14 protein-coding genes are annotated in these 14,646 nt (G+C 35.7%); 9 read left to right on the top strand and 5 right to left on the bottom strand.

Annotated elements, in window-relative coordinates; genetic code table 11:
* Positions 1–172: 172 nt before the first annotated feature.
* Both MKY94_RS04090 and MKY94_RS04095 read left to right on the top strand, forming a co-directional pair.
* Positions 173–649 (top strand): GNAT family N-acetyltransferase, encoded by a 477-nt coding sequence (locus tag MKY94_RS04090; RefSeq protein ID WP_342578654.1) that lies wholly within the window; start codon positions 173–175, stop codon positions 647–649.
* 120 nt (positions 650–769) lie between these two features.
* Entirely contained in the window at positions 770–1,129 is a 360-nt protein-coding gene (locus tag MKY94_RS04095; protein ID WP_342578072.1) for a hypothetical protein, read from the top strand.
* Positions 1,130–1,511: 382 nt separating this feature from the next.
* Here the strand turns inward: MKY94_RS04095 and MKY94_RS04100 are convergent, their stop codons facing one another.
* Positions 1,512–1,784, bottom strand: coding sequence for a hypothetical protein (locus tag MKY94_RS04100; RefSeq protein WP_342578073.1), 273 nt, complete (start codon positions 1,782–1,784; stop codon positions 1,512–1,514).
* A gap of 422 nt (positions 1,785–2,206) precedes the next feature.
* Entirely contained in the window at positions 2,207–3,013 is an 807-nt protein-coding gene (locus MKY94_RS04105) for a glycoside hydrolase family 16 protein (protein WP_342578074.1), read from the bottom strand.
* 1,432 nt (positions 3,014–4,445) lie between these two features.
* Between MKY94_RS04105 and MKY94_RS04110 the strand changes: the two genes are divergently transcribed.
* From MKY94_RS04110 to MKY94_RS04135, 6 genes are all read left to right on the top strand, one after another.
* The gene (locus MKY94_RS04110; protein WP_191696621.1) at positions 4,446–5,114 is read left to right on the top strand and encodes a response regulator transcription factor; all 669 of its coding nucleotides are present in this window, start codon (positions 4,446–4,448) and stop codon (positions 5,112–5,114) included.
* A gap of 32 nt (positions 5,115–5,146) precedes the next feature.
* Positions 5,147–6,478, top strand: coding sequence for a HAMP domain-containing sensor histidine kinase (locus MKY94_RS04115; protein ID WP_342578075.1), 1,332 nt, complete (start codon positions 5,147–5,149; stop codon positions 6,476–6,478).
* 113 nt (positions 6,479–6,591) lie between these two features.
* On the top strand, positions 6,592–7,503 hold the full coding sequence (locus MKY94_RS04120; protein WP_342578076.1) for an ABC transporter ATP-binding protein: 912 nt from the start codon (positions 6,592–6,594) through the stop codon (positions 7,501–7,503).
* On the top strand, positions 7,500–8,210 hold the full coding sequence (locus tag MKY94_RS04125; protein ID WP_342578077.1) for an ABC transporter permease: 711 nt from the start codon (positions 7,500–7,502) through the stop codon (positions 8,208–8,210). Before MKY94_RS04120 ends, MKY94_RS04125 begins: the two co-directional genes overlap by 4 nt.
* Complete coding sequence (locus tag MKY94_RS04130) at positions 8,211–8,942, top strand: ABC transporter permease (RefSeq protein WP_342578078.1); 732 nt, start codon at positions 8,211–8,213, stop codon at positions 8,940–8,942.
* 17 nt (positions 8,943–8,959) lie between these two features.
* On the top strand, positions 8,960–10,222 hold the full coding sequence (locus MKY94_RS04135) for an erythromycin esterase family protein (RefSeq protein ID WP_342578079.1): 1,263 nt from the start codon (positions 8,960–8,962) through the stop codon (positions 10,220–10,222).
* Positions 10,223–10,571: 349 nt separating this feature from the next.
* Here MKY94_RS04135 and MKY94_RS04140 read toward each other — a convergent pair whose 3' ends face one another.
* From MKY94_RS04140 to MKY94_RS04150, 3 genes are all read right to left on the bottom strand, one after another.
* On the bottom strand, positions 10,572–11,024 hold the full coding sequence (locus MKY94_RS04140; RefSeq protein ID WP_342578080.1) for a hypothetical protein: 453 nt from the start codon (positions 11,022–11,024) through the stop codon (positions 10,572–10,574).
* A gap of 55 nt (positions 11,025–11,079) precedes the next feature.
* Positions 11,080–11,319 (bottom strand): hypothetical protein, encoded by a 240-nt coding sequence (locus MKY94_RS04145; RefSeq protein ID WP_144540380.1) that lies wholly within the window; start codon positions 11,317–11,319, stop codon positions 11,080–11,082.
* A 163-nt stretch (positions 11,320–11,482) separates the two neighbouring features.
* The gene (locus MKY94_RS04150) at positions 11,483–13,048 is read right to left on the bottom strand and encodes an NlpC/P60 family protein (protein WP_342578081.1); all 1,566 of its coding nucleotides are present in this window, start codon (positions 13,046–13,048) and stop codon (positions 11,483–11,485) included.
* 383 nt (positions 13,049–13,431) lie between these two features.
* Here MKY94_RS04150 and MKY94_RS04155 point away from each other — a divergent pair, with 383 nt between their 5' ends.
* Entirely contained in the window at positions 13,432–14,574 is a 1,143-nt protein-coding gene (locus MKY94_RS04155) for a hypothetical protein (protein WP_342578082.1), read from the top strand.
* Positions 14,575–14,646 lie beyond the last annotated feature (72 nt).

Below are 14,646 nucleotides of genomic sequence, written 5' to 3' on the forward strand. Positions count from 1 at the left end.
CCTAGTGTGCTATTCCACTCTATTTTTGTTGAATTCTTTCTCGCTGACCAAATAGGACAGTTTAGTTTTACAGGATATTGAAAAAGGAAATATAAAAGCTAAGTTACCTTACAAGTTTTATTTCTTGATATGATTGATTCTTATAGAAGTGAAAGGAGTGACATTACAGAACATGGAATTGATAAAATTTAGGGATATAGATCTTGAAGATGTTGTGACCTTGTTCTATGAAACGATTCATTCAGTGAATTCCAAAGATTATTCACAAGAACAACTAGATGTTTGGGCACCATATGACGAAAAAGATATTAAAAAGGAAACTTGGAAAGATTCCTTAAATGAAAATATAACATATGTTGCTAAAATTAATGACAAGATTGTAGGTTTTAGCGATTTAACACATAGTGGACATCTAGATAGACTTTTTGTTCATAAAGACTATCAAGGGAAAGGTATAGCTTCAGCTCTAGTTAATATGCTTGAATCTGAAGCAAGAAAATTAAAGATATTAGAAATTGATACGGAAGCAAGTATTACAGCCAAGCCCTTTTTTGAACGTCTAGGTTACAAAACGATTTGCTTACAAACAGTAGAACTAAAAGGCGTTAAATTGACTAATTATCAAATGGTTAAAAAGATACAGTTATAAGATTCCTATTCAGCTAACAGAGTGCTTTCATTCAAGAAGGAATAATAGCTTTATATACTAAAACAGCAGTTTAGTTGAATAATGAGTTATAAATAAAAGTGTTCAGGATTAGGAGGAAAAATGGAATATAAAAACTTAGCAGCACACTTTACAGGTGAATTTGAAGAGTACAAGGGTTACTTACAGGAACATATTGAATTTAGTGGAGAAATCTTAAATCATGTCTTCTTCGGTGAGTGCAGCAATTATTTTATTGAACTCATTGGAAAAGAGAGGGATATACCAAAGTTAAAGGAATTGTTTGATTATCTGGAACTGATGGCCACTTCAGGAGATGATGAAGTGAAAGAATTACTAAGCGTTACTATACTTGCAAAAATTGGCGACTCTAAAGAAATACTAAAAAAGTCTTATAAGTATATGAGTTCTGAGACGATGAAAGCCTCAATTGAAATTGAAAGGTTTTGGGGTAGAAATTGAACTAATGGCTGCTAGCTTAATATCTATTGTCTAGAACATCAAATTAGTTTAGGCTTAGCAACAATAGTAGTCCCTATATTAAATTCAAATTAAATATGGCTGAAGAATTAAAGGTGCCTATTAAGGTAACTTAGTGCTATTGTAAAAAATGAGAGAATGAGCATAGAAATACTTCTCCTAGCTCGTTTCTATAAAAGTCAACATTCACTTTAACATAGCTAATACATAAAAGGACCATAGACAGGTTCTGGTTTGATGCATGCTTTTGATACATAAATGAATAAGAAATAATGAATAATCTGACATTTTAATAATAGAATATATAGAGAGGTTTTTGTATTCCATACTTTTGAATTTTCTCCATTTATTCTACATATAAAAATTATTGCGCGATTACCTTTTGTGGTTCTATTTCTTCAAAATTAACGGTACCGTTTCTTGTAAGCTTGTTCCAGTTAGTTCTACTTCCAACGAAATATAAAATAGTTCCATAGAAGAAGAAAAATGTATCAAGGAAGCGATAGGTGATAGACTCCCATATAGTAAATAGGATGATGTGCAGCCAATGTAGAACAGAAAAACTATAGCCATAATGTCCTGCTCTTTGAACAGCTACTAATCTGATTACAAATTCACTAAACCAGGCAACAGACATTAATATAATTGTAGTTACAGATATGTTTCCTAGTATTATTGAAATGGGAAGTATGAACAATGCCAATAAGCCAATAACACTGAGTGTTATGGATTCAAATAAGAGAAAGCTAGAGAACTTTTTACCCAAGCTAAAGAAAAAGTCTTTTTTATATAAATTAATACAATCTATAAATCCTTTCTGCCATCTAACACGTTGATGCAGTAATGAGGAAAAACCAACTATCTAAACATTGTTTTAGAACCTTTTCCTCATTGTAGGCTGGTATCAATACGGATATCTTTTTCTCAGGGCAAATAGTAAGTTTAGTTTTAGAAGTTTTTAGTGAGCTATAAATATATTTTAGTTGTAACAGTAGGTAAAATATAAATATTATTGTCAAACTGATTGATATTAAATTCAATTAAATCCTTCTTTCTTTATTAATTATTTTTTTGATATATTCTCACGTAGTCCACTTCCATATAGGAAGGAAATTCAGTGGTTGAGTTTGGATCACCAACCCAAGTTCCGCCTACTGTTACGTTCATTAGTAAATACATTTTTGTATTAGAAATATTACTTGTTCTAAACGTTACTTCATCATCAATATAAAAAACCAGTTCATCTTGTGACCAATCGAGCGCATAGGTATGCCATTCTGACCCATCTATTTGTTCGTTAAGATGAAAAGCTCTGTTTCCATTTTCTATATGTGCTACATGCCAGAGCTCATTTGGTAATTGACCCAGCATTTCTACTATGTCAATTTCTGGGAAAGATGAATGATCAGCAGGAAGAAGCCAGATGGCAGGAAAAAGGCCCTGACCTTTTGGGAATTTAGCTCGTACCTCGAACTTTCCATACAACTGTTCATGCAAACCTTGAGTGGTAACAGCTCCTGAACGGTAGGGATAGCTTTGATAAGGGGAATCAGTAACCGATAACTTTAAAATGCCAGATGAGGAAGTTACCCGTTCTGGTAAGTAATGATGGAGTCTACCGTGCTCTTTATAACCAATATTTAATTTGTTCCATTTTGATGTGGAGATTTTCTCAAGATCAAATTCGTCCTGAAATGTAAGCTCCCAACCAGACTCTGTATGCTGGTCTTTGTATGGAACCTCCACATTCACCGGTTCAGAATGCTTTATTATCTCAATCTCTTCTTTTTCTATTATTGGAGCGTCAATCACTCGCTCACTACAGCCAGCTAATAAAACTATGAATAGAATAATACAAGCCCTCATTGGTAGCTCCTCTCCATGAGAAGTATATTCATATAACAGGAAATTAATTCATGATATTAGGAATATATGTATATAAGGTTCGGTCTTTCTTCTCCTTATAAAATAATTTTTATACTTGTGAACGTACAAATCATGTACTCCCTAAGATTAAAACAGTTTTGTTGATGTTAAAATTGAGGAATGTTAAACGTTTTTTGCTTACTAATACTGAGGAATGTTAAGAGTTTGTTTTTATCCATACAAAAAGAACGCTCCTTTAGGAACGCTCTTTCAATGGTTTTTTTCTAAGTCGATATAGTTATTATGTCCTACTTTTTCTTCTGAGCCACTAAGTGATGATCGAACGTCTCATAGTACCTTTAAGCACCCCAGATCCTTCTTCGAAAGTAACTATCCACTAGGTGAATACCAAAAGTATAAAAGACTTCATCAAGCAATTCGAAACCCTTTATTTGGGGCATTCGAGCGAGCTCGAATGGATTTTATTGTTTTTCAGGGAAGCTAAAAGTGTATTTGTCACTTATTTTTCCTGCAACCCTAAAAAGTACTTGTGGAACGACACATCATTGAAAGCTGAACCCCATCCAAACGCTCTAGCTGGTTTCGGTGTTTGTTTAATTATTAATCTTAGAAAAAACTATTATAGGAATATACATTCTTATAAATACAATAATAGGATTATTTGTATTGTCTTAGAATCATTCATGATATAATGTCTGCATTGTTAGAATTTTGAAATGAGTTTCTAAATCTTAGTGATCATTGCAAGTGCTAAAAAATACTGTGTCGTATAACTGGCTTCCACAATAACCTGTGGCTGTTTACGACAATCCCGGGCTAGTTTACGACAATCCAAGCCTAGTTTACGACAATAGGTCGCTAGTTTACTACAATCCAGCGTTACTTTACGACAATCGGCATCCTGCTCCACTCCGCGAGTAAGGTTTATGACAATCCAAGGCTAGTTTACGACAATAGCTCGCTACTTTACTACAATCCCGGCTCAGTTTACGACAATAGGTCGCTAGTTTACTACAATCAAGCGTTACTTTACGACAATCGGCATCCTGCTCCACTCCACGAGTAAGATTTACGACAATCCAGGGCTAGTTTACGACAATAGGTCGCTAGTTTACTACAATCCAGCGTTACTTTACGACAATCGCCATCCTGCTCCACTCCGCGAGCAAGATTTATGACAATCCCTCGACCGCTCTATATATTTAGCGAGCTATTGGAGTCTTTTGGCCATTTGAATTGAGAGAGATTTTTCATGGAACACCAGTTAACTATACAAGGTTGGAACAAAACTCTCTGCCTTAACTGAGGTAGAGAGTTTTTTTGAAGCGGTATGGTCTTAAAAGACTCTAATTTCTTAGAAACATGTAGCAATCAGCTATCAAATCACAATCCCAATAACAGGAGGACAAACATGGTACACATTCTTTACATAGAAGATGAAGTGGATATAGGAAACTGGGTGAGAAAGGATTTAACAGAAAGAGGGTATGAGGTGACATGGCTGAAATCTGGGCAGGATGCTGAAAAGTATATTTCAAGTGTGGATATGGCAATTTTGGATGTGATGATCCCAGGGTTAGATGGCTTTTCAATTGGGAGGCGTATTAAAAAGGAAAAGGGAGACCTGCCTATTTTAATGCTCTCTGCGAGGACTGCGGTGGAGGATAAAATAGAGGGGCTAAATTTTGCAGATGATTATTTAACAAAACCGTTTCATCCGGATGAGCTTGCAGCTCGTGTCGAAGTATTGCTACGGAGATACCAAAAGAATGACGATATATTAAAGCTTCAGCATCTGATGATCTATACAAAGGACATGAGAATAGTGGACGGTGAAAAAGATGAGGAAATCCAATTAACCGGCAAGCAATATCATCTTTTGCAGTACTTCGTTCGTCATTTGAATCAAATATTGACAAAGGAACAGCTGTATGAGGGGGTATGGGGAGAGCGTTATATCGAGGGAGATAAGACGTTGATGGTTCATATTCGTTATTTACGAGAGAGAATTGAAAGGGACCCAGCAAAACCATCAATTATTGAAACCATTCGCGGAATTGGGTATAGGGTAAAAATATGAAGAGGTTTTTCCGGTCCTTACTAGCGAAGTATATGTTTCTGATTCTATTAGCAATGTCTATTGTTCAAGTTTCCTATTTAATTATTGCTTTATTTGTATTTGGTGTTTCTAGTAACACGCAGGGTGACACTTTAAACAACCATACTATAGAGGAAGGTGACGTAGAGGAAAAATGGCATCAAGAAGCAAATGGTATGCAAGTTGTGACTTCTGAAACAATAGAAGAGCATTTTACTAAGTGGAAGCAGCAACATCCAAAAGCATCAATGTTCTGGGTGGATGGTCAAGGGACGCTCGCTAATCAAGTGAACGTAAAGGAGCAGTTGCCTGCCGAGTGGTCGGCAGTATATACAGCAAAATTTATAAAACAGCACTATGGAGGGGACCCATTTACAGTTATTGCGTTTGTTGGACAAGATGAAATGAATGGTTTCATTGTACTGGAGATGCCTAGGTCAGAGTTTGATCCACCTCTTAAAAATATTTATGATGAATATGGACTTATTTTTGTATCTGGTGTTATTTTTATTATTTTTCTGTTTTTATTAGTATCCTTTTTATTCTTTAGGAGTATTAGAAAACGGTTATTGCAATTGCAAGAGGCAATGGAAATACGGGATGTGGACGGGCTACCGATTGAGATTACGGTGAAAAAGAAGGACGAAATTGGACAGCTTGAAAAAACGTTCAATCAAATGGTATTTGAGCTAAGGGAAAGCAAACAGAGCGAGCAGAAAGAGGAACAGCTACGTCGAGAGCTAATCGCTAATCTTTCTCATGATCTTCGTACACCTTTAACAAAGGTAAGGGCTCAAACTTATTCCATTGCTAAAGAAGATTTATCGGAGGAAGGTCAAAAAGCGATAGAATCCTTGGAAGCCTCTGTTGTAAATATTGACAGACTGATTGAAAACTTGATGTCATACACGTTACTAATGGCTAGTAAATATAAATTTGAAACAAAGGATATTGATGTTATTCGTTATGTACGTGAATGTTTAGCTTTATGGTACCCTGTCTTTGAAAAGGAAGAGTTTAAATTTGAAGTCAATTTGACTCCGTTCGAACAAAATAAGTGGAAAATCGACCCTATTTGGTTAGGAAGTATAATAGATAATTTATTGCAAAACGTGCTTCGCCATGCAAAAAGCGGAGGATATATTTGTGTTAAAACCGAATCTACAAATCTATACGATGCTATTGTAATTTCAGACAAAGGAAACGGGATGAAAAATGAATCCGATGAAGCAGGTGCAGGAATAGGCTTGTCTATTGTTGATATGATGGTAAAGGGCATGAAGCTAGAGTGGGATATTGAGTCAAGTGAAGCGGGAACAACCATTAAATTAAAGAAATACAAATAATGGTGTATTTGAAGGGGCATCCTTTCAAATACACTTTTTTTAAACAAAATTTAAACTTGCCCCTTACCTAGTTTTAATATTCTATCTCTAAGATAGAAAATGAGGTGAGGGAAATGGAATATGTAGTGCAGACAAACAATTTATCCAAACGTTTTGGTAAGGAAAATGCCGTAGTAGGATTGGATATGAAAATACGTAAAGGAGAAATATACGGATTTTTAGGACCTAATGGAGCAGGAAAGACAACAACCATCCGAATGCTTTTAGGTTTGATGAAATCAACATCCGGTACGATTCAAATCTTTGAAAAAGATTTAAAAAGAGAAAGAATAGACATTTTAAAAAGAGTGGGCTCCCTAGTAGAGAATCCATCCTACTATCCCCATTTAACTGCTTATGAAAATTTAGAGGCATTAAGAAAGATTTTAGGTGTTCCAAAAACAAGAATTCACGAGGTGTTAGAAATTGTTCGGTTATCCGAAGTAGCAAATAAAAAGATTAAAGGATTTTCACTAGGAATGAAACAACGATTAGGGATTGCAGCTTCCTTATTAAATAATCCGGAGTTACTAATCTTAGATGAGCCGACCAACGGGCTAGACCCATCCGGTATTATTGAGATCCGTAATTTAATTAAACAGTTGCCCGCCGAAACAGGTATGACCATCTTGATTTCCAGTCACTTATTATCGGAAATCGATCAAATGGCGACAACAGTCGGAATAGTTACGAAAGGAAAAATGATTTACCAGGATTCCATCGAAGCTTTGCGCAAGTACGCACAACAGAAGATTCTATTAAAGGTTAGTGATAGTGAGCAAGCTTGGCGCTCATTATTAGGAAATGGAATAAAAGCTGAGTGGCAGGATGGCATCATTTTATTGTCGGAGCATTCAAATGAAGGAGTGGCAAAAGCAGTCTTTACGCTCGTTCAAGGGGGCTATTCAATTTACCGTGTAGAAGAGGAAAAAAGATCACTGGAAGATACTTTCCTTCAAATGACTACTGAGGAGAAGGTAGTATGATTGGGAAACTTTTACTGGCGGATTTTTTGAAAATAAAACGTAAAGGATTATGGTTTCTAGCGTTTTTAGGCCCTTTCGGAGTTATTGCCTTGCAGATGGTTAACTATGGAGTCAGAAAAGATTACTTATTACAGCAGAGTGAGGATGATTGGAGATATTATTTTATGAATGTACATTCTTTTACCCCTCTTGCACTTGTATTAGGAATTGCCATATTAACTTCTTTTATAGCGAGTATAGAAAATGAAACAAATGCTTGGAAGCAACTGATTTCGTTGCCTGTCTCCAAAATGGGTGTGTATTTATCGAAATTTACTGTACTTGCAAGCTTACTATTTGTGTCTTCTCTTCTACTATTAGTGTTTTCACTTTGTTATGGAGTTTTACTAAATTTAGGAAATGATATTCCTTACTTGGAGTTATTGAAATATAGCTTCTATCCTTATTTTGCAGCCTTGCCAATACTTGCGTTGCAACTCTGGATTGCATCCGTGAGCCAAAACCAAGGGATTCCGATTACGACCGGGGTCTTAGGTGTGATTTTTGCCTTTTCCGCTTTTGTTTTACCTGATTGGATGATATGGAAGTGGCCATCTTTAATGAACGAATGGGATGAGCCGTTGATCAATGTGCTGCTTGGGATTGGAGTAGGTATTGTATTGTATATCGTTGGAATGCTCGACTTTATGAGAAGGGATGTGAAATAAATGATCTCAATTCTACAATCAGAATGGTTTAAGTTTCGACATTCAAAGATTATGTTCATAATATTTACCGTACCAATTATAGGAATTTTTCTTGGATTAACAAGCAGGTTTTCCAATGAAGATATGGAGATTAATGAATGGTATTTATCATTACTCTCCATGAATTTAACCTATGCTTTACTATTTTTACCCTTGATAACAGGAGTTTTAGCAAGTGCCATTTGCAGATATGAACATCAGGCAGGTGGGTGGAAACAGCTTCTAGCATTACCTGTAACGCGGGGAAGAGTATTTACGGCGAAGTATTTATTGTTGATGCTGCTTGTATTGGTTGTACAAATATTATTTTTTGCTGCTCTATACATAGTAGGGATGATAAAAGGCTTCACCGATCCTTTCCCAATGAGGATAGTGTGGAAATGTTTGGTTGGGGGATGGGTAGCGACATTGCCATTAGTTGCTCTGCAGTTATGGATGTCTATACTATTCAAGAGCTTTGCAGCGCCTTTTGCTGTTAACGTTATCCTGACATTGCCTACAATACTTGTTGTAAACTCAGAGCGTTTAGGTTCTTTCTATCCTTGGGCACAGCCTTTTTTGATGATGTATATCGGTGGTGAGACTGGCGATACATTTTTCGTTCCTTGGGATCAGTTATTAACCGTTGTAGGCGGAAGCTTTATATTATTTTTTGTCGGTGGATATTTATATTTTCAAAGGAAAGCAATTTAAGAAGGAAGTTTAAGGGGATGATGAAAATTAATAATAAGAGTTTTATATTATGTTTGGTAATTTTTATTTCTGTTTTATTGATCGGGTGCAATGGCGAAGCAGTTGACGATGCAGAATCATACATTACCCAAGTGGAGGATATTGACATCCCAGATAATGTGAAGTTAATCGGCTTAGGGGAGGCAACACATGGAAACATTGAATTTCAAAAACTGAAAAAAGATGTATTTGAAGTGTTAATAAATAATGAAAATGTCCGTGTATTTGTCTTAGAGGGTGATTTTGGGGGTGGACAGCAAATTAATCAATTCATTTTAAATGGAAATGGCACAGCTGAAGAGGCAGTAAACACGCTAGACTATAGTATTTATAAAACAGAGCAAATGGTCAATCTTGTACAATGGATGCATGATTATAACGCGACAGCGAGCGAGGAAGAGAAGATTTATTTTTATGGTAATGACATGCAACGCTATGACTATAGTAAAAAAGGCGTACTCGAATACTACAAAGCCGTAAACCCAAATATGTTCAAAAATTATGACTCAAAGTTGGAGCTCGTCACCAATGAGAAAATGCGTGAGTTAACGAAGGAGCAATTGCACGATATCAATGAAACAGTAGAAAATATCATTTTAGACTTACAATCAAATAAAGTAGCTTATGTAGAACAATCTTCCGAGGAATCCCATGTCTTTGCCCTACAAAACGCGCAAATTCTGAAGCAGCGTACGCAATTGTTTTTGAATGAAGGAGAATACACGCAGCTTCGCGATCAATATTTAACGGACAACTTACAATGGATTATTGATTATGAAGCAACACGAGGAAACGAAAAAGTATTTATCAATGGTCATAATGGACATATTGAAAAAACATCAGCATCTTTAGCCGGCTATAAATCGATGGGAAATTATTTAGATGAACGATACGGTGAAGAGTATTTTGCAATAGGTAGTGACTTTATCAAGAGTAAGTTTCAATCGAAAAATGGTAGTGGGGAACGAAAGAATTTTACAGTGAAGAATCACAATGATTTAGTGGATTCCTTCAGTGAGGTGGAATCAAATACTTTCTTTGTGGATTTTGAAAATGCGAGTGAGTCAGATGAGTTATCGGATATAATTTCTTCGGAGCAAAAGATGGCTAATATCGGGGATGACTTTCGTATGTGGTACAAGTTTTTAAAGATGTTTTATACGATTGAAATGACACCGAATGAAGCATATGACGGGATGATTATCGTAAAGGAAGCAACACCGACTAGTGTAAAAGAATAAAAAATAAACGAATCCATTTTGATATTTAGTTATCTAAATGGATTCGTTTTGTTTTTTATAACATATTGGAATATGGGAGTGTATAAGCTATGACTAGGACTTGTTTTTGTTATTAAAACTGAGCTCATTTCAAAAATAGCACTTTACTAATAAAATACGAACATTTATCTCTTTGTTGATTGCCACGGAAAGCGTCCGCTGAGAGTGGAAATTTGTGATTTTTCATTCATGTTTTCAATATTAGTAGGATAAATTTCAGCACTTAATTCGGCATTTCGTAATATGCAAAAGCATCTTTGAAAAGGTAGCATATTTATTATACGCGACCGTCGAAAGTGTAAAACAATCTTTATTCAACGACAACTGAGAAAGCATAGTTTCCGTCTCCTTGCTTCCAATCAGCTGTTATATAGTAGACATATACTCCTTTTTCCTTTGGAGCTACGATTGAATTATCTTTCATTTGAATAGCATTTACATTTTCTTCATCGATCCATTGCTCCACTATTAATGATTCATCGATGGGGTCTTTTCTAAAATCAATTTTAATTTCTTCTCCTGGAGAAACAGATGTGGGCGTATGTTTTTTTGCCATATCTAACGGACTGGTATAAACCATATCAACACACTTGGCTGATATCGGTCCGTTCCAACAATAAGAACCCTGTGTGGTAGAAATTTTTGTTTTTCCAACTGTTACAGTCGGAGAAGGAGGCTCTGAACAAAAAGGCTCAAAAACAAAAAATCCAATAATAATTAGACCGATGATACTTACTGTTAAAATCCTTCTAATGATTATCACCCCTTTATCTACAATAGACGTAGAGATTCGGAATGTGTTACATAAAATGGTAGAACTATATTTTTATCGAAGGTTTAGTGCGTGTTATAAAACTCTTCACCTTATATACACCCCATAGCACAAAAGTTACGGTTAAGGCGGAAATAGTATATTGTAGGTAGCTCGCCAATTCTAAACCATTTGTTGTTGAGTAAGAATTTGGATTATAAAGCAGTGTTAAAATAACTCCCTGTATTAAATCAGCTACTCCAACTGAGATAAGTACAATGATGAAAATACTAATTATTTTTTTCATTATTCTTCCTCCTATCTATCATACTTACTGATTTTACACGTAAAAAGTTTCAACATTATTCCTGATCGCGCAAATTCGGCTTCTTTAAATAGCTTAGGAATTCAAATTAAAAAAACTGCTGCCTTAGCCGCAGCAGTTTAACTAAATTTTTTCCTCCATCTAATCAGTCCAAATATCTACGCGCACCTGCATAATTCGTCTTAAACGTCCCAACATTCATCGACTCAATTTTTACCTTAGAGGAGGAGCTAGGGGCATGGAGCATTTTACCTTCTCCGATGTAAAGACCCACGTGATATACCTTTCCTCTTCCTCGATTACCTGCAAAAAATACTAAATCTCCTGGTTGAAGGTTAGCCTTTGACACAGCTTTCCCTTTTGTTGCTTGAACAAAGGAGTCTCTTGGAATGATGATTCCGTGATTTTTGTAGACAGAGTAGATGATGCCTGAACAATCATATCCAAAGGAGGAGGTTCCTCCCCAGAGATATGGGAGGTCTAGGAACATTTTGGCACTATTCACGATATCCTTTTGATTTGGTTTAGGGATAGATTGATAGTTTTTATATAATTTCGCTTCTTTTTTTTGCATGTACTTCACGCCGTTTTGTGGAGTTTGCACGTGTAGCCAATCGCCTTCTTCCTTGATGACTGGAAGGATAGTAGAGTAGCTGAGACTGATGTATTTATTTTTTTTTGCAGTATCGCTATAAAGCATGGTGCTTTTTGCATTTACTACTGCAATGTAGCAATCTGAATAATCCTTAGTTGTTTCTATTATATGTGATTTTGGCACCCAGCCCGGATAGCCTTCCTTTTGGTTAGGAACATATTGGTCCTTTACAGCTATTTTGACCCAGTTGCCACTAGTTTTCAAAATGGTTACTTCATCTCCAAACAATGCTTGGGTGTCGACTCTATTAACCAACCACCATTTTTCCTTTAGACTCATATTTTTTGTCCATTTATGAATGTCTACAGGAGCCGTTATAGACGGTTTATCTACAGTACGATAAGCGTTTGGCAGCTTCCACAGTGTAGTGACTTGAACATTTACTTTCACTATTTTTTTATTGCTAGGTTTCTCACAGGACTTAGTAGGAGGAGCAGCAGGGGTGGGGGTTTTACGTAAATCTGGCTGAAGGCTACGTGCTAACCAAACAGCAAAGTCTCCTCTTGTTACATTTTCTAATGGTCTAAAAGTATTGTCGGAAGAGGTGCTAATGATATTGTGAAATTGTAGTGTTTTTATATCATCCGTCACCCAATATTCCGGTAGTACATCTTTAAAGGTCTTCGGAACAGTTCCGGTCAATCCAAATGCTCGAACAAGAAAAACCGCAGCTTCTCCTCTAGAAAACGGCTGCTCTCTATTAAATGCACCTTCTTCATCGAGGCTCATAATCCCCTTTTCTACTACAGCTGCAATGATTGGATAGCTAGCGTGATCTGAATCTAGATCCGTCACTATTACTTCAAATGGTTTAGTAGTATCAAGGTCAAGTGCTTCGACGAATAATTCAGCAGCCTCTAAGCGAGTCATATCCTTATTTATACCAAAATTACTAGACGAATTTGCAACAATAATACCTTTTGCAACTAAGAAATCAAAGGCGGATTTGTCTGGATGGGTATCCACAATATCCTTATATAGTGCAGCGGCTGATGCAGTAGTGAAAGAGGACAATAGCAGAACAAACAAGGTGACAATCATGATGATTTTCTTCAAATTCTTGCTCCTTTCCTATTAACAACTATATATACCGAATGGTTGTTTATCAATCTATTATATGGTTTAAAATGGAAAAATAAAATGCTATTTTATCCCTAAAAAATGAAATTAATAAAATCTTATGATTTTAATATACTACTAATTACTAAAAAATAATTTTATATTTATGAATATATTGAAGGATAAATATCCTAAAAAAGGAATTTGTAAAATAGATATAATTTACCATAGTTAATTAAATTATCCATATAAATGGTACGAAAATTGTGAATTTATGGGGTTTTTGTTTGAAATTTGTCGAAACGGATAGTACTATGAAGCTGTTGAAATATATTGGTCATTCTCAACAGACTTTACTATTAGATAAGAGGAGGAGTAATATGACAAGGATTTGGAAACAAACGGCAGCAGCAGTATTGTTAACATCTTCAGTTCTATCATTTTCATCCGTGGCTTATGGGAACACATCAAATGTAAATCGATCCATTGAGGCAACGAAAGCTGAATTGAATCGAAGCACGACACATTATGTTTACCCGGCGTTGGAAGACAAATTGGTACCAAGTAACTCACTTAATTCATCGTTAAATAGTGCAAAGAAGAACTACCAACATACTAGAAATCTGATAGCTTCGTCTACCTATTCTTCTTCACAAAAGCAATCATATCTAAGAGATTTAGATGCACTCTACGATGAGAAGATATCAAAAGGATTGGTTCCATATATTGACGCATATAATTACGCAACAAAATATCTTGTACCTATTATGAATAATATTAACAATGCTCAATCTAGGAATGATTTTGCAACAGTTGAAAAAGAATATCATAAATTATCCTACCAGCTAAAAGGTAGAACAGCTATCTTATATAGATTTTCAGGTAAGGCAGCTCGAGATTTGTTACTTGAGCAGTACAAAAAGCCAGCTGATGCTAAGCGCGCTGAGCTAATGGTTCCTGTAACTATTTATATGAAAACTGTTAAAATTAACGATTTCTTAGCTGCGGGTAAACTTATAGAAGCCCAAGCTTCCTACAATGAAATTAATGCTCTTTTAAGCAGTCTACCATCTTCCACGAACAATCCGTTTATAACGGCATTATTAGAGGAGGTTGCTAAAGTTAAAAATGCAATTGATAATGCAGTTAATCCGCTACAACAAGAGATTCTTAACTCTAAAATTGCTAACTTAGTCACAACATTAAACGCAGCTCAAAGTAATATTGCTACGTTAGAATCAACTGGACTGAACGCTGTAACTGTGACAGTTAAGGCTGATGCAAAACCAGAGGATGTAGCGAATTATTTAGGGCAAGATCTTTTTAATAATGTGGTTAGTCAATTGGGAGTAACTCATGTTAATGGTTTCACTCCTCTTTCACCAGAGGGACTGGCTTACATTAAAGCACAGGTTCCTGGAGCTGACTCATTGAAAGATGTAAAAGGAAAAACAATTTCACTTCCTTTAACAGTAAACAATGGCGCGCCGATGAATGTGGATTTTACCATTACATTTAAATAAGTTACTAATCTATTAGGCCCACCACATATAAAAAGTGGTGGGTTTTTATACATAATGTTGGCATATTATATA

Source organism: Psychrobacillus sp. FSL K6-2843 (assembly GCF_038626375.1).
GTDB lineage: Bacteria > Bacillota > Bacilli > Bacillales_A > Planococcaceae > Psychrobacillus > Psychrobacillus faecigallinarum.